Origin of the sequence: Bhargavaea cecembensis, assembly GCF_001619585.1 — a bacterium.
GTDB classification, from domain to species: Bacteria; Bacillota; Bacilli; order Bacillales_A; family Planococcaceae; genus Bhargavaea; species Bhargavaea cecembensis_A.
In genome coordinates this window covers 326218-347216 of sequence record NZ_LQNT01000011.1, presented here as the reverse complement: position 1 = coordinate 347216, position 20999 = coordinate 326218, and the positions used below count along the sequence as shown (strand labels likewise).

21 protein-coding genes are annotated in these 20999 nt (G+C 54.6%); 8 read left to right on the top strand and 13 right to left on the bottom strand.

What is annotated here, in order from left to right; translation table 11 throughout:
* Positions 1 to 67 precede the first annotated feature (67 nt).
* The 3 genes from AV656_RS16405 to AV656_RS12445 all read right to left on the bottom strand — a co-directional run bounded on the left by AV656_RS16405 (position 68) and on the right by AV656_RS12445 (position 2093).
* Entirely contained in the window at positions 68 to 370 is a 303-nt protein-coding gene (locus AV656_RS16405) for a hypothetical protein (RefSeq protein WP_156484861.1), read from the bottom strand.
* Between the two features lie 17 nt (positions 371 to 387).
* Positions 388 to 735 (bottom strand): hypothetical protein, encoded by a 348-nt coding sequence (locus AV656_RS12450; protein ID WP_156484860.1) that lies wholly within the window; start codon positions 733 to 735, stop codon positions 388 to 390.
* Positions 736 to 992: 257 nt separating this feature from the next.
* A complete protein-coding gene (locus tag AV656_RS12445; protein WP_063182433.1) occupies positions 993 to 2093 on the bottom strand; it encodes a nitric oxide synthase oxygenase in 1101 nt (366 codons plus the stop codon).
* 212 nt (positions 2094 to 2305) lie between these two features.
* Here AV656_RS12445 and AV656_RS12440 point away from each other — a divergent pair, with 212 nt between their 5' ends.
* From AV656_RS12440 to AV656_RS12430, 3 genes are all read left to right on the top strand, one after another.
* A complete protein-coding gene (locus AV656_RS12440) occupies positions 2306 to 3901 on the top strand; it encodes an ATP-binding protein (RefSeq protein ID WP_063182431.1) in 1596 nt (531 codons plus the stop codon).
* Positions 3902 to 3916: 15 nt separating this feature from the next.
* Positions 3917 to 4621: a response regulator gene (locus AV656_RS12435; RefSeq protein WP_063182423.1), complete on the top strand. Its 705-nt coding sequence runs from the start codon at positions 3917 to 3919 to the stop codon at positions 4619 to 4621.
* A gap of 223 nt (positions 4622 to 4844) precedes the next feature.
* Positions 4845 to 6161 (top strand): CitMHS family transporter, encoded by a 1317-nt coding sequence (locus AV656_RS12430; RefSeq protein ID WP_063182421.1) that lies wholly within the window; start codon positions 4845 to 4847, stop codon positions 6159 to 6161.
* A gap of 118 nt (positions 6162 to 6279) precedes the next feature.
* On the opposite strand, the gene AV656_RS12425 is transcribed toward AV656_RS12430, so the two are convergent.
* Together AV656_RS12425 and AV656_RS12420 are read right to left on the bottom strand one after the other, a co-directional pair.
* Positions 6280 to 6672, bottom strand: coding sequence for an SET domain-containing protein (locus tag AV656_RS12425; RefSeq protein WP_063182420.1), 393 nt, complete (start codon positions 6670 to 6672; stop codon positions 6280 to 6282).
* A gap of 208 nt (positions 6673 to 6880) precedes the next feature.
* Positions 6881 to 8089 (bottom strand): Bcr/CflA family efflux MFS transporter, encoded by a 1209-nt coding sequence (locus AV656_RS12420; RefSeq protein ID WP_063182419.1) that lies wholly within the window; start codon positions 8087 to 8089, stop codon positions 6881 to 6883.
* A gap of 241 nt (positions 8090 to 8330) precedes the next feature.
* On the opposite strand from AV656_RS12420, the gene AV656_RS12415 reads away from it, so the two are divergent.
* Both AV656_RS12415 and AV656_RS12410 read left to right on the top strand, forming a co-directional pair.
* Complete coding sequence (locus tag AV656_RS12415; RefSeq protein WP_063182418.1) at positions 8331 to 8765, top strand: MarR family winged helix-turn-helix transcriptional regulator; 435 nt, start codon at positions 8331 to 8333, stop codon at positions 8763 to 8765.
* Positions 8755 to 9951 carry an MFS transporter gene (locus AV656_RS12410; protein ID WP_063182417.1) on the top strand — a complete coding sequence of 399 codons (1197 nt, stop codon included), beginning with the start codon at positions 8755 to 8757 and terminating at the stop codon, positions 9949 to 9951. Before AV656_RS12415 ends, AV656_RS12410 begins: the two co-directional genes overlap by 11 nt.
* 68 nt (positions 9952 to 10019) lie before the next feature.
* Here AV656_RS12410 and AV656_RS12405 read toward each other — a convergent pair whose 3' ends face one another.
* The 3 genes from AV656_RS12405 to AV656_RS12395 form a co-directional block, all read right to left on the bottom strand.
* The gene (locus AV656_RS12405; RefSeq protein WP_063182416.1) at positions 10020 to 10553 is read right to left on the bottom strand and encodes a YceI family protein; all 534 of its coding nucleotides are present in this window, start codon (positions 10551 to 10553) and stop codon (positions 10020 to 10022) included.
* Positions 10554 to 10698: 145 nt separating this feature from the next.
* Positions 10699 to 12411, bottom strand: a complete 1713-nt coding sequence (ptsP, locus tag AV656_RS12400) for a phosphoenolpyruvate--protein phosphotransferase (RefSeq protein WP_063182414.1) — start codon at positions 12409 to 12411, stop codon at positions 10699 to 10701.
* A complete protein-coding gene (locus tag AV656_RS12395) occupies positions 12412 to 12678 on the bottom strand; it encodes a phosphocarrier protein HPr (RefSeq protein ID WP_063182412.1) in 267 nt (88 codons plus the stop codon). It abuts the gene before it with no gap.
* A gap of 131 nt (positions 12679 to 12809) precedes the next feature.
* Here AV656_RS12395 and AV656_RS12390 point away from each other — a divergent pair, with 131 nt between their 5' ends.
* From AV656_RS12390 to AV656_RS12380, 3 genes are read left to right on the top strand one after another with little or no spacing between them, the layout of a single operon-like run.
* The gene (locus AV656_RS12390) at positions 12810 to 13562 is read left to right on the top strand and encodes a DeoR/GlpR family DNA-binding transcription regulator (RefSeq protein WP_063182410.1); all 753 of its coding nucleotides are present in this window, start codon (positions 12810 to 12812) and stop codon (positions 13560 to 13562) included.
* Complete coding sequence (pfkB, locus tag AV656_RS12385; protein WP_063182408.1) at positions 13559 to 14488, top strand: 1-phosphofructokinase; 930 nt, start codon at positions 13559 to 13561, stop codon at positions 14486 to 14488. The genes AV656_RS12390 and pfkB overlap by 4 nt, the downstream gene beginning before the upstream one ends.
* Positions 14485 to 16428, top strand: coding sequence for a PTS fructose transporter subunit IIABC (locus AV656_RS12380; protein WP_063182406.1), 1944 nt, complete (start codon positions 14485 to 14487; stop codon positions 16426 to 16428). The genes pfkB and AV656_RS12380 overlap by 4 nt, the downstream gene beginning before the upstream one ends.
* 69 nt (positions 16429 to 16497) lie before the next feature.
* Here the strand turns inward: AV656_RS12380 and AV656_RS12375 are convergent, their stop codons facing one another.
* From AV656_RS12375 to AV656_RS12355, 5 genes are read right to left on the bottom strand one after another with little or no spacing between them, the layout of a single operon-like run.
* Entirely contained in the window at positions 16498 to 16878 is a 381-nt protein-coding gene (locus tag AV656_RS12375) for a YbgA family protein (protein ID WP_063182404.1), read from the bottom strand.
* Entirely contained in the window at positions 16875 to 17378 is a 504-nt protein-coding gene (locus tag AV656_RS12370; RefSeq protein ID WP_063182402.1) for a hypothetical protein, read from the bottom strand. The genes AV656_RS12375 and AV656_RS12370 overlap by 4 nt, the downstream gene beginning before the upstream one ends.
* A 12-nt stretch (positions 17379 to 17390) precedes the next feature.
* Entirely contained in the window at positions 17391 to 18509 is a 1119-nt protein-coding gene (locus AV656_RS12365) for a glycosyltransferase (protein ID WP_063182400.1), read from the bottom strand.
* A 28-nt stretch (positions 18510 to 18537) separates the two neighbouring features.
* Positions 18538 to 20043, bottom strand: a complete 1506-nt coding sequence (locus AV656_RS12360; protein ID WP_063182398.1) for a phytoene desaturase family protein — start codon at positions 20041 to 20043, stop codon at positions 18538 to 18540.
* Positions 20044 to 20075: 32 nt separating this feature from the next.
* Positions 20076 to 20993: a phytoene/squalene synthase family protein gene (locus AV656_RS12355; RefSeq protein ID WP_063182396.1), complete on the bottom strand. Its 918-nt coding sequence runs from the start codon at positions 20991 to 20993 to the stop codon at positions 20076 to 20078.
* Positions 20994 to 20999: the final 6 nt, after the last annotated feature.

Here is a 20999-nt window from a genome sequence, read left to right as displayed (position 1 = left end):
CCTCCTCATCTCAAATGAGGGGAGGATCAAATCCATCCCCCTCAGTCATGCTTTCTGAATCAATCGGTTACTTGCATCCGCAAGGACCAGTGCATCCGCATCGATGTTTTAAATGATTGATCTTTTCCAATGAGAAGATCATGGTGTGGGTTTTCTTCTTAGGATACGGTTCTTTTTCTTTTGGATCCGGATCATCATTCTTGTCTTCAGCAGCCGCCTTGGGTGGGTCTTCGGTTTGGGGAGCGGACTCATCCACCAGCATTTCAACAAAGTTGGATCCGACATGACATATTTTTCCGTGGACGACCTTGTCGTCTTCCAGGGTGAATTCTGCATAGCAGCCGATCAGCTGCCTGAGACGGAAGCCCAATCCATTTTGCAGGCCGCCTAAGCGCAGTCTGAAATCATCGTCGCAGATAAACCTTCTGCAGGATCCGTGATGGCAATCATCGCAGTGCCCCTTGCCGCTGCAATGGCATTTTCCATGTTGTCCGTGGCAGTTGCCCTTGCATCCGCCCTGTCCGTGGCAGTTGCCTTTGCATCCGCCCTGTCCGTGACAGCTGCCTTTGCATCCGCCCTGTCCGTGGCAGTTGCCTTTGCATCCGCCTTGTCCGTGGCAGCTGCCCTTGCATCCGCCTTGTCCGTGGCAGTAGCCTTTGCATCCGCCATATCCATGGCAGTTGCCCTTGCATCCATCATGCCCATGGCAGTTGTATTCCTTGTGGTAATCGTCATCTTTATACCATTCGGAACTAGAGTATGTGCTCATCTTAGCTCCTCCTTTCTAAAGTATTGTCATAGGACCGAAATTGTAACAATTTCAGTCTTTATATCATATGAACGGATTTTTGTTCCCCGTGGTCAAACCGACCAATGAATGGAAATCTTATACAGTGTCTTTGTTGAGGGATCAGATTGTTTGCTAGAGGAAAAATCGGATCGTAGTCAGGAAGACGGAATAAGCAAGGGACCCATCGGCGGATGGGTCCCTTTCAGATTTCAGGCGGCTCCTGATAAAAGTAATTCGGAGTCAGCTTTTCATTATGATATGGCTTGTGGAAAATGTGGGTCGACGCAGGGGACAGCGGGGGAATGAGCCAGGACCAGTTTCCGGTGACGGCGCGGCCGTTTTTCCGCTCGTTTTCCTCGAACTTCCGGAACTGCTCGGCCGCCGTATGATGGTCGACAAGCGTGACACCGGCCTGCTGATAGGAATGCAGCACAGCGACGTTCAGCTCGACGAGGGAACGGTCGACCCAGAGCGACCGGTTGGACGACGTATCGAGCCCTAACACATCCGCCACGGCCGGCAGGAGGTGATAGCGGTCCTCATCCGCGAAGTTCCTCGCGCCGATTTCCGTGCCCATGTACCAGCCGTTGAACGGCGCCATCGGATACTCGATTCCGCCGATTTCCAGCAGCATATCCGAGATCATCGGGACGGCATACCATTTCAGGCCAAGCTCGCGGAATCTGCCGTTATCCGGATGGGTGATCGGCACTTCCATGACGACGTCGTCCGGAATTCTGAAAAGTTCGGGGTCTTTCCCGTTTTCCCGGACGACGAGGGGGAGGACGTCGAATGGCGTGCCTTCTCCCTGCCAGCCGAGCTTTTCGCACAGGCGGGTAAATCGGAGGGATGCCGGATCGCCGGTCACCTGTTCGCCAGCCTCATACCCTGCGTAGCGGATCAGCTGATGGTTGAGGACCCGGAGCGGGTCAATTCCGTCTTTTCGCGGCGGGAAAACGGTGATCGTGGAGCGGACCTTCCCGCTATTCGTGGCAAAGCGGATATGGTCCAGCAGTTGTTCATACGCATCTTCTGCAGTGCTCACATGGCGGGCATCGACAACATGCAGGGTGTGCCAGAGCAGCCGCCCGATGCATCGGTTACTGTTGCGCCACGCCATCCTGGCCCCGTGTGTAAGTTCAAAGGACGTGTGGACATACGTTCCGGTGGCTTCCACTTCCGAACGGATTTCCCGGATCCGATCCTCCTGCCGGTCCTCCGGGATGCCAAGCTCCCCGTAGCATTCTCTGATAAACTGTTCGGCTTTCGTCATGAGCGGATTGTCGGTAATTGCCTGTTTCATTCGATTCAACCTCCATTACCCAAAGTGTAGCATGTGCATCTGGCCAAACTGAGAAGAGGCCGTGGAGGTTTGGTGAACTCTTCTTTGGACTCAAAATTCACCGCACTTCCCGCTGATCCAACCGTACATTGAACAATCTGTATTGTCGGGATATAATGATTGGATACGACTTGTAAGCGGTTTATATTCAAGACAGGAGCGACACTGAGCAAATGGGCGTTACACGAAAAAGAAAGCACATCACGTTACTGACACAACTCACCATTCTTATCGTCATCGTCATCTGCACCAGTGCGTTGCTGATCATCGTTTTGTTTTCAACCATGCTTGACGATATCGTGGAAAGCTATATGGGGGAACAGGCGATGACTGTCGCCAAATTGACGGCACAAAATGAGGACATCATAAAGGCATTCGAAGATAAACAGCCGTCTGTCGCCATCCAGCCCATTGCAGAAGAAATCCGGCATATATCGGGCGCGGACTATGTGGTCGTCGCCAATGAAAAGGGTTTGCGTTACTCGAATCCCAATCCCGAGAATATTGGTGAACCCACTGCGACGAGCAACGACGCGGTCTTCAAGGAACACCGTTCGATCATTTATCGGGGGGAAGGGGTTTCCGGTCCAGCCATCAAGGCTAAGACGCCGATCTGGAACGAAGAAGGGGATCTGATTGGCGTTTCCTCCGTTGGTTTTCTGATCAACCGGATTGAGGCGCAAGTATTTGATTACCGAAGACACATCATCCAATTATCAATAATTCCACTTTTCTTGGGAATCGCCGGTGCGGTCATGATTGCCAGGCGGATGAAAAAGCTTACCTTTGGATTGGAACCGGAAGAGATATCTTATCTTTTTCAAGAGAAGGAAGCGACGCTTGAATCGATTCTTGATGCTACGATTACTGTAAACAATGAAAAGAAAATTACATCAATGAATAGGCGGGCCAGAGAACTGTTGGGTGATCACCAACTGTCTGTGGAAACAATCATCAATCAGCATCAGTTGACAACATATATCGATCAGGTCATCTCGACAAAGCAAAGCGCCAATAACAAAAAGCTGCTGCTGGACCAGCAATTCTATGTGCTGGATGCATCGCCGATCCTTAAGCAGGATGAAGTCGGCGGCGTGGTCCTGACAATCCGTTCCGTTTCGGAAATTGAACAGTTAACCGAAGAATTCTCGAAGATCAAGAATTTCTCTGAGAATATGAGAGCACAAAACCATGAATTTCTAAATAAGCTCAACACCATCTATGGGCTGCTCGTCCTGCAAGAGTATGATCGTGCAATCAACATCGTCTCTTCAGAGGTGAGCGATCGGCAAGATGTCATTTCATTTCTAATGTCATCTGTCAGAGACCCGTTGATAGCGGCATGTCTGCTCGGAAAGGTGAATCGGGCCAAAGAACTGCAGGTCCAATTGGTGATTGATCCCGGAAGCCATATGAGCAGTGAACTGGAGATGTCAAAGTCTAATCAGTTTGTTCCGATCATCGGCAATGTGATTGACAATGCGATGGAAGCTGCCCGTAAAAAGAACCGGAGTGAGGGCAGGGTGAATGTATCTTTTACGGATTTAGGAAAAGAGATTGTTTTTGATATTGAAGATAACGGTGCGGGCGTGCCGGAAAAGATGGCAGAAGAGATTTTTCAAGAAGGATTCACGACAAAAAGCGAAGGAGATCATGGCATCGGCCTCGCCATTGCCAAAAGTGCACTTAATTCGCTCAACGGTCAGATTTATGTGGCTAAAAGCGAGTTGGGCGGTGCGAGGTTCACAATCGTGATTCCGCAGGAGTAAAGAGGTGATGATCACATGGCTGAAGAAAAAATCAATGTCATCATTATAGAAGACGATGAAGATGCGGCAAATATTTACAAGCAGTTTACGGATCAGATGGAGCGCTTTCATGTGGTTGCAACGGCCAGCACGGGTGAACAGGCTTTGCAGATATTGAAAGTCATTCAACCTCAACTCTTGCTGCTGGATGTCTTTCTGCCGGATATGAACGGGATTGACCTGTTGAGGGAAATCAGGAAACAGTACCGGGGTATCGATGTCATACTCATCACAGCTGCAAATGATACAAAAACAGTCAGTGAAGCCATTCACGGAGGGGCTTTTGGTTATTTGGTGAAACCGGTAATTGTTGATAAGCTGATTGCGACTTTGAGGGAATATGAAGTCTTTAGAGGACAATTGCATCAGGAACCAGTTGTGAACCAGGAAAAAATCGATGTGTATTTTCGGAAAAACCAGCAATCATCGGTTGTTTCAGAAAGCCCAAAAGTGGCCTATCCAAAAGGCATCGACAAACATACTCTGAAGTTGGTCAGGACCGCAACTCAGAAAATGCAAGGAAGTCAGAGTGCGGATGAACTCAGCCGTATGGTGGGGATCAGCTATTCAACCATGAGAAGGTATCTTGAGTATTTAGTATCCCTTGAAGAGATTGAAGTAGAAATCATTTACGGAAGTGTTGGCCGACCTGAAAGGAAATATAAGCGAGTAGCAAAATGAATCCCTGCGCAGCTGTTGCAGCAGCGCGGGGATTCATTTTTTAATCGTGGAAAATATGAAAACAATGAGAAAAAGGATTTATATACCCATTAAGAATTATATATATCCACCCCAAAAACCCCTTGATAAAATAATCACATTACTGAAAGCGTTACCAAGCTGGCACTAATTTAGCGCTTCAGACTTTCAAACAACATTCATATACAAAGGGGGAAGGGAATAAATGCTAGCACTACTAGGTTTCTCGATGGTTGCAGTCTTTATGTATCTGATCATGTCAAAGCGGATGTCGGCTTTAGTCGCGATTATGATTGTGCCGATTGTGTTTGGTATCATAGGCGGCTTCCTTACCGAGCTGGGGCCAATGATGAAGGCCGGTGTAGAAAACGTTGCAATGACGGCAATCATGATTTTGTTTGCCATTCTATACTTCGGAATCATGATCGACACAGGCCTCTTTGATCCACTAATTGCTAAAATCCTTCAAATTGTAAAAGGGGATCCGTTAAAGATTGTTCTTGGAACAGCTGTCCTTTCGATGATGGTTGCATTGGATGGGGACGGGACAACTACTTACATCATCACTTGTTCCGCATTACTGCCTCTGTATAAACGGCTTGGCATGAACCGGCTCGTCCTGGCGACCGTAGCTATGCTCTCGATGGGCGTCATGAACATGACCCCATGGGGTGGTGCTTCTGCAATGGCCATGGCATCACTGGGTCTGGACTCCTCTGAATTGTTTATCCCGATGATTCCTGTCATGGGCTTCGGTCTGATCTGGGTGCTGATTGCGGCATTCCTCTTGGGCAGGATGGAACAAAAAAGATTGGGTGTCGTGGAGCTTGAACCCGTGTCCAAGAGAGAGGCGGATCTTCAGCTGGCGGCTGCAATGGACACAGTTGGGAACGCAGATTATAAGCGCCCAAAATTGGTTTGGTTTAACCTGTTATTGACAGTTGTCTTAATGGCATGCCTGATTATCGACTTTATGTCATTGGCCATTCTCTTCATGATCTTCTTTGGAATCGCTTTGCTTGTGAACTATCCGGAATTGAAGCTGCAACAAGAGCGTATTGCAGCTCATTCGAGAAACGCGTTGGCTGTAGTATCGATTGTTATTGCAGCTGGTATCTTCTCGGGGATCATGTCAGGCACTGAGATGATCGACGCCATGGCACAAACATTGGTCGTGATAATCCCGGATGCATTGGGTCCTTATTTGGCAGTCTTAGTAGCATTCATTAGTGCACCATTCACGTTCTTCATGTCCAATAATGCCTTCTACTTTGGGGTTCTGCCAATTCTTGCTCAAGCCGGTGAAGCCTATGGCGTCAGCGCAGTGGAAATTGGAAGGGCGTCATTGATCGGCCAGCCGGTCCACGTTCTGAGCCCCTTGGTGGCTGCTGCGCACTTGCTGATCGGCTTAGTCGGGACGGAATTCGGTGACTTGCAGCGCTTTGCCATGAAATGGGCGTTCGGAACAGTCACAGTCATGACAATTGCTGCAGTTCTGCTTGGCGTCATTACAATCGGATAAATATGAAAGGACGATGAACCCCATTGGTTCATCGTCCTTTCTTTTGTTTATGAAAATTCGTTAATTGAAACCATGCCGGACTCTGTATTCAGGTTTTATGAGTGGTTTTTTGACCCCTTCAGGCTTCGGGTTCTTCCTCCCGGTCAAACCACAGTAGCTCCTGGTCATCCTCGTCTCCGTTGTAGTTGATGAGGATCTCCTCACCCATTTTGATGGGCGTGTGGGCATAGAAGTCGAACGTATGATTCTCGAAGCTGATTTCATAGGTCGCATTTGGCTGATACGAGTGGTTGAACAGCATCCCGTAACCGAGAAGGATGGCGGTATGATTGAGGCCGTATTCAAACGCATAGTCAGCCAGAAGCGTCTGCTCGATATGTTCATGCTGGTCATTCGGGTAGGCAATCACCGGGGCCTGATGGATCAGCGTGCCTTTGCTGATATCACACGTGGCAAAAACCCCTCTGTTGAATTCCCCGTCGCTTAGTGTGGATGTTTTGATTTCGATCAAATAATTCACCTGCTCATTTCTGATTTAAGATTCATCCGGTCAAGGAAACGTCCTTTCCGAAGGATGGTCTATATAAAGTAAAGAATGGTCTTCGGTATTCCATCAGTATACAGCAGAATGACCGGGGAGAGGGAACCGGAGTCTTGCGGATCGTGCCCGATAAGAAAAAAATCCCTCTCCGTTATCATCTGGAGAGGGATGATTGCATTTAGTACTCCTCTTCACTGCCTTTCCTGACCAGTGTGAAAAAGGCGATCAGGCCGATGAGGGAAGTGCCGAAAAGGGTCGCACCCATCGGGACGGCAGTGGCGCCAGCGATGCCGGAAAGCGGGGTGAAGGCCGCTCCGAGCAGGCTAGGAAGCATGCCGAGAACAGCACTGGCACTGCCGGCACGGCCCCCTTGCTTGGCCATTCCGAGGGTGAAGGTGCTGGTGATGATCATGCCCATCGTGGTCATGTAGATGAAAATCAGGATCACCAGCGACGCCAGCGGGCCTTTGACGATGGTCATGATCAGCAGGAAGAACGTTGAAGCCGCAGCGATGGTGACGGCTGCCTGCAGCAGCTTCTTCTCAGATACGATTCCGCCGAACCGCCCGATGATGAAGCTTCCGGTGATGATGGCTATTCCGTTGATCCCGAACAGGATGCTGAATACCTGCGGGGACACACCGTAGATCTGCTGGTAAACAAAAGGCGTGCCCGAAACATAGGCAAAACTCCCGCCATGGACAAACCCGACAACGAGCGCGTAGCCGATAAAGGAGCGGTCCTTCAATAAACTGCCCATCGTTTTCACCGAGGAACCGATGGAGCTTGGAATCCGCTTTTCCGGCGGTAAGGTTTCCTTCAGCTTTGCGGCTACGATGGCAACGATCAGGACGCCGATCAGAGCCAATGCATAGAAAATGGTCTCCCAATTTGCCGAAGGCAGTGCCAGAATCGCTCCGCCGAGCATCGGGGCCAGGACAGGGGCGACGGCATTAATGACCATCAGCAGCGAGAAAAATTTCGTCATTTCCCGTCCACTGAAGACATCCCGCACAACGGCACGGGAAAGGACAACCCCCGCCGCAGCGGTGAATCCCTGCAGGAACCGTGCAATGATGAGCACCGTAATATTGGGGGCGAGCGCGCAGAAAATGGATGACAGGGCAAACAGTGAAGTGCCGATGATCAACGGCTTTTTCCTGCCCTGGGCATCACTGATCGGGCCGACAACGATTTGCCCCAGTGCAAGCCCGATCAGACAGGCGGTCAGACTGAGCTGCACCTGTGAGGCACCGGTCCCCAACTCCCTGGAGATTTCCGGAAAGCTCGGCAGATACATATCAATATTAAGAGGTCCGAGAATTGCAAGAAGTCCGAGGACGAGCGCCAGCCCGAGCCGGGTTTTCCCGGTCGGATTATGTAGCAATGTCTCTTGATGTTTGTCTTGTTGCGTATTAAGTTTTATAGGTCACCACTCCTCGTCTTGGCCCATTATAAAAGAATCATTCCCTTTTGTGTGAACTTAAGTCAGGACAGACTTGCCATCACCAAATAGTCAGCTTCAGATTATCAGTGTTCAGCGAGCGTAAGTTATTGACAATTCATTTCGCCTCCCCTATAGTTACCTTAGTCAATAGTTAATTTGAGTAACATAGGAGGACGGAATGATGGAAGGGATTTTTCGCCAGTATCTGGCCGTATATCGTCCGCTGATCACCAGGCTGAATCAATTGTTGGAGCCGCACGGGCTGTCGTATTCGTTGTGGCAGGTCATTTTCTATATTGAGCGGGAAGGACCGTCTACGCTTGTGGAGATTTCGAACTATTACGAGGTCGAAAAGCCCTCGATTACGAGAAGGGTCCACCGCTTGGAAGAGCAGGGCGTGGTCGAACAGATTCCGGGGAATGACAGGCGGGTCAAGGTCATCCGATTGACGGAATCAGGAGAGACCGTATACCGGGATTGCCGGGAGAAGATTTCACGGCTGGAGCGTAAACTCCTGGAAGGGGTCGGGTACGAGGAGCAGGTGCTGCTGAACCGTCTCCTTCCTGAAATCAAAAAGAATCTCCTGCGGGAAGGGGGGACCGGAGATGAAGCCTGAGGGTAAGCTCTGGACAAGGGACTTCATGATCGTATCCGGTGTCAACTTCCTCATGACGCTGGTCTTTTACCTACTGGTGGTCATCATCGGTATTTATGCAGCTGACGAATACGGGGCGACTGCCATTGAGGCAGGGCTGGTCACCGGCCTCTTCATTGTGGGGGCGCTGGCCGGACGGCTGTTTACCGGGCACAGTATTGAATCAGTGGGACGGAGGAAAACCCTGTTCATCGGACTGACCCTGTTTGCTTTGACAACTGCCCTGTATTTCATCCAGCTGGGAATCCCCTTTCTCATGCTGACTCGATTTCTTCACGGAGTGGCGCTGGGAATCGCCAGTACAGCGACCGGGACAATTGTGGCCCAGATTATCCCGAGGGCGCGTAAGGGGGAGGGGATCGGCTACTACAGCATGAGCTCGACGCTCGCCACCGCGATCGGGCCGTTCATCGGACTTTACATGAGCGGCAAAACCGGAATGACGGCCATCTTCGGCCTTTGCCTCGCCGTCAGTGTCGTCGGCCTGGCGGTTGCGCTGTTCCTGCGGGTTCCTGAAGCGGAGGATGTGGCGGAACCGGCGGAAGAGAGGAGGTTCAGCCTCTCCCGGATTGTTGAACCGCGCGCTATTCCGATCGCGCTCGTGACCATGGTCGTCGCGTTCTGTTATTCCGGCGTCTTGTCGTTTATCGGGAGCTATGCCATCGAGATCGACCTGGTGAGCGCGGCAAGTTTCTTCTTTCTCGTGTATTCCGTATCGGTCCTGCTGTCGCGTCCGTTTACCGGCCGGCTGATGGATGTTAAAGGGGCGAACGCCGTGATGTATCCTGCATTTGTCCTGTTTGCGGCCGGCCTAGTGCTGCTGGGGACTGCCCAGAACGGGCTGATGCTGCTCGTTTCCGGCGTTTTGATCGGACTGGGGTTCGGCAACATGCAGTCCTGCACGCAGGCGGTCGCGGTCAAGCTCACGCCATCGCACCGGATGGGCCTTGCCACATCGACGTTTTTCATTGCACTGGATGTGGGACTCGGATTTGGCCCGTTCCTGATCGGGTTCCTGATTGCACACATGAGCTTCAGTACGCTTTACCTGATCCTGGCTGCGGTCGTGCTCGTATCGGCGCTGCTGTACTTCTCGATGCACGGTAAAAAGGAAAAGGCGGGCCTGCAGGTGCAGGCCGGGCTTTAATGCATAGAATGAAATCGAAAACGCCCTTCCGGAATTTCCGGAAGGGCGTTCTTGTATCGGGCCTTGGATTATTCGGCAGATGCAGGATTGATCTGGAGATCGAGGTTGATCTTGATCTCTTTGCCGACCAGGACGCCGCCCGTTTCAAGGGCAGCGTTCCATGTCAGTCCGAAGTCTTCACGGTACAGTTTCGACTCCGCTTCGAATGCATACACGTCCACGCCCCAAGGGTTTGTTCCCTTGCCATTGTATTCCGCATTGAAAGTGACAGGCTTTGTGACATCCTTGATTGTCATGTCGCCGGTGATTTTGTAGTCATCACCGTCTTTTTCAATATGCGTTGAGCGGAACTTGATTTCCGGGAATGTCTCTGCATCGAAGAAATCTGCGGAACGAAGGTGGTTGTCCCTGTCTTCGTTGCCTGTATCGATGGAAGCGGTTCGGATGGTGAATTCCACGCCGGCACCGGAAAGGTCTGTCAGATCCGTTGCATGGATGACTGCCGAATAGTCGCCAAATGATCCGCGTACTTTGGATACCATCATGTGTTTGACCGAAAAGCTGATGTTCGAGTGTGCTGTATCGATTGTCCAGTTTGTCATGCTTTATATCTCCTTAATTATCTCGAATTCGAGGTATTTGATTAGAATTATGAAAGGGAGGAAGGGGCAAGTCAACACTTTTATCTCGAATTCTAGATAATTATAAAGAGAAAACGCATCACCCTCACTAGGGCGATGCGCTTTTTTATAGAGACTGTTCAACGTATGAACGGACTTCCTCACCGGAGGAGAGGGATAGGATATGGTCGATCTTCGCTTCCATCTCCGACTTGGAAAGGCCGGCGATCTTTGCGCGGGCTTTCAGGATGGAGGAAGCGCTCATCGAGAATTCATCGAGGCCCATGCCGAGCAGGACCGGGATGGCGGCTTCGTCTCCTGCCATCTCGCCGCACATGCCGGCATGCTTGCCTTCCCGGTGGGCGGCATCAATGACCATCTTGATCAGCCGGAGAACTGCCGGGCTGAACGGCTGGTACAGGTACGACAGCTGTTCGTTCATCCGGTCGGCGGCCATCGTGTACTGGATCAGGTCGTTCGTGCCGATCGAGAAGAAGTCGACTTCCTTGGCAAACTGATCGGCCATGAGCGCGGCGGACGGGATCTCGACCATCATGCCGAGTTCGATCCGGTCGCTGACAGGCACCCCGCTTTGTTCCAACTTTTCCTTCTCATCGAGGAAGACCGCCTTGGCGCGCCGGAATTCATCCAGTGTCGCGATCATCGGGAACATGATTTTCAGGTGCCCGTGTACGCTTGCCCGAAGCAGCGCCCGGAGCTGGACGCGGAACATGTCTTCTTCCTGGAGGCACAGCCGGATGGCGCGGATGCCGAGGAACGGGTTCGCCTCTTCCGGCAGGTTCAGGTAAGGCAGTTCCTTGTCGCCGCCGATGTCGAGTGTGCGGACGATCGTCGGGCGTCCTTTCATCTGTTCCAGTACGCTCTTGTAAGCTTCGTACTGCTCGTCTTCCGTAGGAAACTGGTCGCGGCCCATATAAAGGAACTCTGTGCGGAACAGGCCGATGCCTTCTCCGCCGTTCTCGAGGATTTTGGCGACATCGGACGGGGATCCGATGTTGCCCGCCAGTTCAACCTGGTGGCCGTCTTTGGAGCGGGTGGGCTCATGGACGAGCCGGGTGAGCTGTGCCTGTTCTTCCGCATACAGCCGGCGCTTTTCTTGATAGGCCTTGAGCGTGGCGTCAGACGGGCTGATAATCACCTCGCCGGCTGTTCCGTCGACAATGACCGTTACGCCGTTTTCGACCTGTGCCATCGCGGAGCGGCTGCCGACGACCGCCGGGATCTCAAGCGTTCTTGCCAGGATTGCGGAGTGTGACGTGCGGCCGCCGATGTCTGTGACAAATCCCTGGATGTATTCGGGGTTCAGCTGCACGGTGTCGGAAGGGGTCAGGTCCTCCGCGATGATGATCGTCTGTTCGCGGATCATCGCGGGACTCTGGAGCGTCACGCCGAGCAGATGGGCAAGGATCCGCTTGGTGACATCCCGAACGTCGGCTGCACGCTCTTTCATGTATTCATTGTCCATTGACTCGAACAGGGCGACAAAGCCGTCCGCTGTCTGTTTCAGTGCATGCTCCGCATTCACCTGTTTGGAGCGGATCTTCTCCTTGATCGGCCCGATCAGTTCCGGGTCATCAAGAACGAGCAGGTGGGCGCTGAAGATCTCTGCTTCGCTTTGGCTCAGCTGTTCGGACGCATGCTTTCGGATGGTTTCAAGTTCCCCGCGCGCGTCGGCGATTGCCCTGTCCAGGCGGGCGCTTTCCGCTTCCGCGTCTGCCACGGTGACTTGTTCTGTCTCGAGGTCCGGATGTTCCAGCCGGAAGGCCTTTGCAATCGCGATGCCTCCGGATGCTGCGATGCCTGTGATCCGCTGCTCCATTCAGCCGGCCAGCCCTTCGGATTTCATGACTTCATCGATTTTGGCGATCGCTTCATTTTCATCCGCGCCTTCCGCCTTGACTGTTATGGTCGCTCCCGATGCCACTCCGAGCGACATGACGCCGAGGATGGACTTCATGTTTACGGATTTGTCGTTGTAGATCAGGGTGATATCGGAAGAAAACGGCGCAAGCGAACCGACGAGCAGGGAAGTCGGCCGCGCGTGGAGGCCTTCGGAAGCACTGATTGTATATTGTTTTTCGACCATGAGTAATTCCTCCTAAATGAAGACAGTCAGAATGGATGACTGTTTTTGATTGTTTGTGAACGATTATGATAGATTTTGGAACCGATTTCAAGTAAAATGGGCTTTAATCAACGACGGATGGGTGATTGAACATGCTGACAACTGAACGCCATGAATGGATCATGGGTCTGCTGAAACAACGGCAGACTGTGAAAATCGCCGAGCTCATGGAAGGCACAGGGGCCTCGGAGTCGACCATTCGCAGGGATTTGACGGAACTTGAGGCGATGAATCTCCTGGAGCGCATTCACGGGGGTGCCACAATCCGTGACCGAAATATCCAGGAACTGAGCGTTTCTGACAAATCGGTCAAAAACGAGCAGGAAAAACAGCGCATTGCGGCACATGCCGCCGGGCTTGTCGAGGAAGGGGAATTCATCTTCCTTGACGCGGGCACGACGACTTTCCGGATGATTCCGTTTCTTGCAGGGAAGGAGACCGTCGTCGTGACCAACGGCCTGACCCATGTGGATGCCCTCATTGATCATGGAATCACGACTTATCTGACCGGCGGCTGCATAAAGGGGAAGACGCGTGCGCTGGTCGGTCCGCAGGCGACCGGAGCGCTTTCCGAGTACCGCTTTGACCGGTGTTTTCTGGGGGCGAACGGTTTCGACCCGGAGTACGGCTATACGACGCCTGACCCCGAGGAGGCCGCCGTCAAGAAACTGGCCGCTTCCCTTGCCCGGCGCGCCTACGTCGTCGCGGACCACAGCAAAGCCGGCAAGGTCAGCTTTACCAAAGTCCTTCCGCTCGCCGGCGCCGCACTGATCACGGACTCCCTGGATGGGGCCATGATGGATGCCGTTGAGAACGAGACAACTGTCAAGGTGGTGACGGAATGATCTACACGTATACACTGACACCTTCTCTGGACTATACCGTTTACCTTCCCGGCTTCACCCCCGGGAAACTTAACCGTTCGGAAGAAGTTTACTACTATCCGGGAGGCAAGGGAATCAATGTCTCCCGCGTTTTGAAACGGCTTGGCACAGGAAGCACCGCAATCGGGCTTGCCGGGGGCTTTACGGGCGATTATCTGGAGCAGTTCCTTCGGGAGGAGGGCATCCGGACAGAGATGATCCGGACGGACAGCATCACCCGCATCAATGTGAAGATCAAGTCGGAACAGGAGACGGAACTGAACGGCCCCGGCCCTGAAATCACGGAGCAGGAGCTCCGGCAGCTGCTGGACCGTGTGAGACGGATGGAGCGGGGCGACTGGCTCGTACTGGCGGGAAGGATTCCCGATTCGGCAGGAGCGGACTTTGCCGCGGAACTGGCAGGCATCTGCCGGGACAGCGGCATCCGGCTTGCCGTCGATACGTCCGGACCCGTCCTGAAGGAGCTCGCCGGCATGAAGCCCGAACTGATGAAACCGAACGAACATGAGCTCGGCGAACTGTTCGGAGCAGAGATCAAAACGAAGGAAGAGGCCCTGCATTATGCCCGTCTGCTCGTAGGGCAGGGGGTCCGGCACGTCATCGTTTCGATGGGCGGGGAAGGCGCGCTCTACGTTTCTGAGGCCATGGAAGCCGAGGCGCAGGCGCCCAAAGTAAGGGTGGTCAATACCGTCGGTGCCGGCGACTCACTCGTCTCCGGCTTCATCGCAGCGATTGAGTCCGGCAAGGAGGCGGAACACGCTTTCCGGTACGGAGTCGCGGCAGGCAGTGCGACCGTCTCCCGTTCGGACCTGTGCCGGAAAGAAGATGTGGATGCACTGGCTGAACAGGTAACGGTCACCCGATTGAACGGAGGGAATAACCGATGAACATTACTTCTTTGTTGACTAAAGATACAGTGCTTCTCGACCTGGCGGCTTCAACCAAGGAAGCCGCACTCTCGGAACTCGTCGGCAAGCTCGATGAGGCGGGCAAGCTGTCCGACCGGGAAGCTTTCATGAATGACATCCTCGCGCGCGAGCAGCAGAGCACGACCGGCATCGGTGATGGAATTGCCATCCCCCATGCCAAGTCAGCTGCGGTCCGTGAGCCGGCAATTGCGTTCGGCCGCTCCGCCGGAGGAATCGACTACGCGTCGCTCGACGGCCAGCCGGCCCACCTGTTCTTCATGATCGCTGCAAGCGAAGGAGCGAACAATGACCATCTTGAGGCGCTGTCCCGGCTCGCAACGTTCCTTATGGACGGCAAGTTCCGGGAGCGTGTTCTGAATGCGGCATCTGCCGATGAAGTGCTTGCCGCTGTCAACGACAAGGAGCGGGAACTGGATGAGCCGGAGGCCCCGGCTGAATCCGAAGCGCCGGCTGAACCTTCGCCAACGCCGGCGGATGCGGCCCCTGCACTTGGAAAGGTGCTCGCAGTCACTGCATGCCCGACCGGCATCGCACATACGTACATGGCAGCCGAGAAGCTGAATGAACGGGCGAAGGAACGGGGCATCCCGATCAAGGTCGAGACGAACGGCTCGTCCGGCGTGAAAAACCGGCTGACTCCTGAAGAGATTGCCGAGGCGGATATCATCATCGTCGCCGCCGATACGAAAGTGGAGATGGCGCGCTTTGACGGCAAGCCCGTCATCCAGACAAAGGTCGGCAAGGCGATCCATGAAACGGATGCGCTGCTGGACCGCGCCGCAACAAAAGACGCCCCAATCTACCACGCCGAACGCAGTACGGACAAGGGGGATTCGGCAGAGCCGAAAAGCGGCTTCTACAAGCACCTGATGAACGGCGTATCGAACATGCTTCCGTTTGTCGTCGGGGGCGGGATCCTAATCGCCCTGTCCTTCTTCTGGGGCATCAACTCCAGCAATCCGGATAGCCCCGAGTACAATGCATTCGCCGCCATGCTGAATACAATCGGCGGCGGCATGGCATTCTTCCTCATGGTCCCGGTCCTGGCAGGCTTTATTGCATCAAGCATCGCCGAACGTCCCGGCTTCGCGCCCGGTATGGTCGGCGGCCTGATCGCGGTCACCATATCCGGGGTGGAAGGGGCCGACGGCGGGTCCGGCTTCCTCGGCGGTATCATCGCCGGTTTCCTGGCCGGTTATGTGACGCTCTTTGTCAAAAGGATGTTCGCCAAACTGCCGGATGCGCTTGAAGGGCTGAAGCCGGTCCTCTTCTATCCGCTGTTCAGCATCGCCATCACCGGCCTCATCATGATGCTGATCAACCCGCAGCTGACGAAGCTGTATACAGGCCTGTCTTCGTTCCTTGAAGGGCTAGGCGGCACCAACCAGGTGCTGGTCGGCCTGATCATCGGCGCCATGATGGCGGTCGACATGGGCGGCCCGGTCAACAAGGCGGCTTACACATTCGGCATCGCCATGCTGGATGCGGGCAACTTCAACTTCATCGCAGCGGTCATGGCCGCGGGCATGGTGCCGCCGCTCGGCATGGCGCTCGCCACGACCCTGTTCAAGAAGCGATTCTCGAAACAGGAGCAAGAAGCGGGCAAGACGGCGTACGTGCTGGGCGCCTGCTTTATCACGGAAGGCGTCATCCCGTTCGCGGCGGCCGACCCGGCACGGGTCATTCCGGCATCGATCGGCGGCGCTGCCGTGACGGGCGCGCTCACGATGCTGTTCGACATCAGCCTGCGCGCTCCGCACGGCGGAATCTTCGTCATGGGCCTTGTAGACGGCGGCCTTATGAAAGTGCTCCTCTATGCGGCAGCAATCATTGCCGGCGCCATCGTCACCGCATTCCTCGCCGGCATGCTGAAAAAGCCTGTGGTGAAAGCAGCGTAAACGTTGACATACTCAATCACATATTTGCATCCCCAAAAAGGGCTGTCCGTTCAAACGGACAGCCCTTTTTCAATGTGGCGGCTGCTTGAGGATTGTGCTGTTCAGCAAGTATTCCGCGCTATACTTTACCGCAAGTTCCCCGAGAAATTGGAGGAGCTCCTTTTCTCGAATGGTGCCTGAGGAGGCCCCTTCAACCAGTCGCAGGTATTCCTGCTTTTCACTGTCATCCGCCTCCTTTTTGAAATAGCCCCACATATGCTGGACGGCATTCCGGACGGACCCGGGCGTGGGCGGAATCCGGACCGCTTCGCCGATCAGCGTCTCGATGTCTGAGAGAGCCGGATTCTCCTTCAGGGTTTCCCGGATCCGGTCATAATGGGCCTGGCTGTGGTACATGACCCGGTATTTTTCGCGGCTCCACAGCTGCTCCATCAGGCGGCGTTCATTCATGGGGCCTCCTCCTTATGTATGGCCATTCTGTCCGACAGGCGCAAAAGACGGGGGCGGTTAAACCGCTGGATGAGGATAAACGGCAGGTTTGCCGCGAGGGCATAGGCCACCATGACCCAGCCGGCCCACGGGGGATTCCACAGGAAAAACAGGAACGCCGGCGGGATAAGCAGCCAGTGCGTCCACTCGGCGCGCCTGGATTCTGCGGCAAACTGCCGCAGGTAATCCTTCGACCCATTGCCAAGACGCTTTTTCGGAAAGCCTCTGCCAATCACGGAATCGCCATCCGGCAGGCGGTCTTTCCACTGTCTGACCCGGGACAGCCGCTGCCAGATCCGGCCGTTCTGCTCCAGGCTGCGGATGCGGGTAAGTGCGGTCTCTTTTTCAAACAGGCGGAGCGGCAGCCGGTACAGGGCATAGGAAATTGCCAGGTGAAACAGCGCCCAGACGGCGATATCCGCAACGATCGTCCAAATCATCGGGAGTTCAATAACCTGCATGACTCTCCTCCTTCAAACGTCAACCTGGCGTCCTCTCCAGGTGACGCGCTTCCGGACGTTGACGGCATAGACAGACCAGAGAAAGACCGCTGTGAAAAAAAGAAAGTGAAGAGGATAGAAAAGCACCGCGGTGAACCGGAAGTTTCCGATTTTCCTGATCATCCGGAAAACCTGCAGGCCATAGAAAAGATAAAGGGCCGCACCGGCAGTTACCCATCCGGCCGTACTGCTCCAGAGGGCAGCCATAAGGACGGAGGCAGGCATGAAGGCGCCTGCAATCCAGACGCTGACGAGTCCTGTGACCGCCGGGTGGGTGGAGCGGACTCCCGAGGCTATGCTTTTTGTCCAGCCTTCCACGAGGCTCCCGATTCCATCCGGGTACATCCGGAGAGAGACGACATTCCGTCCGCCAAGGCAGTGGACCGGGAGGCCGCTGTCCCGGAACAATGAGCCGAGCGCAAGGTCGTCCATCAGCTCATCGCGGATCGCATGGTGGCCCCCGGTCCCCATATATTCCTCCCTGCTGCAGAGGATGCACCCTCCGAATGCACCCGCCGGGGGCAGCTTCCAGCTTTCCGGAGTAAAGGTGTTCATGCCGGCCGTGACGATCAGGTTAAAGACGGCGGACAGGTTTTCGTACGGGCGTCTGATCGTATGATAGGGCTGGACAGACAAGAGTCCGTTTCCTCCCCGCTTCATGTACTCGGAAACCAGCTTGTCCAGGCTGTCCGCAGCAGTAAGGCGGGTGTCTGCATCCAGAAAGACCAGCAGTTTGCCGCGGGCCACTGTTGCCCCCTGCCAGCAGGCGGCCGACTTCCCAGCGCTTCCGTCAGGGGCGGGGATGGACCGGAGGACGCGGGCTCCGGCGGCGCTTGCGGCCTCAGCTGTCCTGTCCGAGGAGTCATCGTCCGCTACAATCACTTCTGAGTCCGGGTAGGACTGGTTCCTGAGTGATTCCAGAAGAGGGCCGATCCGGTGTTCTTCGTTGCGGGCAGGGATGATGACAGAAAGGGAAGGGCGTGATGTTCCGGGATGGATTTCCGGCACGGGAAATCGCCGTATCATGAGTGTCCCTGACAGGAGGCCAAATGCCGCGATCACGGTTCCCGCGGCCATGAGTACAGTCAGCATGGACGTTTCGCCTCCTCGCAATGATCCATTACGATTCCCGGTCCTTCCGGATGATTTTTGTCGCAGCCTGCTGTCCGCTTAATGTCACCATCGGCATCCCGCCTCCGGGGTTCGCGGTGCCGCCGACAAAGTAAAGGTTGTCAAAAAGGCCGCTTTCCTTCGGGTGCTTGAATCCGAGGTTTTTCTTGCGGTCGGAAACCGTCCCGTAGATCGCGCCGCGGTGGGAGCCGTAAACGCGGCGGATATCTTCCGGCGTCCACATGTCTTCCGTCACGATATGGCTGCGGAGCCCCTCGAGCCCCATGCGCTCCAGCTTGTCCAGGACACGCTCCCTGAAATCAAGGTAATCCTGGGTGGTGAACGGCTTGTCCTGGATATACGGAATATGCGGCAGGACTTTAAGGTTTTCGTGTCCTTCCGGCGCCTGTGCAGGATCTGTCTTGTTGGCATTGACCAGGTAGATCGTCGGGTCATCGGGCAGCCGGTGTTCCCTGAAGACGAGGTCCATCTGTTCTTTCAGGTTATCGGAGAAAAAGAAGTTATGGTGGGACAGTTGGGGATAGGTCCGATTCAGCCCAAGGTGAAGGACCAGCCCGGAACTTGCCGGCTCGAACTTTTTCTCGAGCTTCCGGATTTTCTCCGGTCCGACATTAAGCAGTTTCTCGTAGAGCGGGATCACTTCCATATTGGAGATATAGTGGTCCGCCTGAAGCTTTGTGCCGTCCTCCAGCTCCGCTCCGGTGATGGTCCCGCTGCCATCATCCGTCAGCCTGATAATTTTCTTCCCGGTATGGAGTTCCACACCGCATTCTTCGGCCAGCCTGGTCAGCCCCTGTGCGATCCGGTCCATGCCCCCCGGCACGTACCACACGCCCTGGGCATGCTGCATGTAAATCATCATATTCAGGACGGCCGGCGCGTCATAGGGGGACGAGCCGACATACTTGATGAAGTAGGACAGCATCGTCCGGAAGTGAGGTTGGCTGATCCGCTTTTCGATGGCGCCGTACATGGATGAAAACAGGTCGAACTGCCTGAGCGCAGTGACCGGGCCATGGTGGCTGAACACCTCTTTTGCCGTATCGAGCCCTTCCTCGCCCAGATAGCCCGCTTCCGTGATGTCATAGAGTCCCTTGGAGTAGTGGAGCAGGTTGCGGTAGTCCTGTATGTCCTTTTCATCCAGCGCATCATTCTCATGGAGCATCTTCTCCAGATCCCCGTAAAGGTCGATTACCGTGCCGTCGGGGAAGAAAGAGCGCCATTCCCGGTCCAGCCGGACGGTGGGGATGTAATCGGCCATTTGTTTCCCGGCGCCATGGAACAGCCGCTCGAAAATATGCGGCATCGTCAAAATGGACGGACCGAGGTCAAAGCCGAAGCCGTCCTGTTCAAGACGGTTCAGTTTGCCCCCGAGATGTTGATTCTGTTCATAGAGGGAGACACGATAGCCTGCCTGTGCGAGCGAGATGGCCGCAGACAGCCCGCCGAGCCCGCCTCCGATGACCATTGCTGTTTTCTGCTGTTGTGCATCCATGAATTCCTGTTCCTCCTCTGAAGTGCCCCCGGTCAGGGTGCCACATCCGCCGCCACTGGCTGTGCCGAATCGGTTTTCCCGCGCAGTCCTGCTTTCACTGACAGCGCGATCCTTCCTTTTTCAATCTGGCCGACGACAGCGCGCCTGCTGAAGCAGTCGTATCCATTGTTCCGGACAGCATTTAAAATTCCGCGGTACACGCCGGCTGAAAGGGCCACAGGGATTCTGCTGTCGGCAGAATAGTCGCCAAGAGTAGCACCGAAGCGGTCGTACAGTTCTTCCGCCCGTACGGCAACGGCCTCCCAAAGGCTCGTGAACCGGATGTCGATCACGCCAAACTGCAGATCTTCCTCCTGATAACCGTGCGCATTCATATCGTCCAGGGGCAGGTAGATCCGGCCGTTGTCCCGCAGGTCTTCGCCGACATCCCGGAGGATGTTGGTGAGCTGCATGGCAATGCCGAGATCGGCAGCGCGCCGCCGGGTTTCCGGGCCGGCGTCCGGCGCGATGATCGGCAACAGCATCATACCGACTGAACCCGCGACATAGTAGCTATATTCCTCGAGCTGCCGGAGATCGGCGGGCTGGCTGAAATCGATGTCCATCCGCTGGCCGGTCAACTGGTCATAGAATGGCTGGAAGTCCATGTCGAAGCGGCTGAATACGTCCCGGAGCGCGCGCCAGAGCGGGGTATCCGGATCCTGGCCGTAACGGAAGCGGTCCAGATCTTCCGCCAGCCTGCCGAGTGCGGCCATCCGCTCTTCCCGGCTGCCTGATCCGTCGACACTGTCGTCTGCGGTCCTGCAGAATGCGTAGATGGCATACACGGCCCTGGCCTTTTCCGCTGGAAGCTTGCTGAAGGCATAATAGAAGCTTTTTGAGTGACGCTTGATGATGGCCTCACAGTAGCGGTAATCCTCTTGTGTGCTGCGGCTTAAGGACAGGGTCATGTCGAT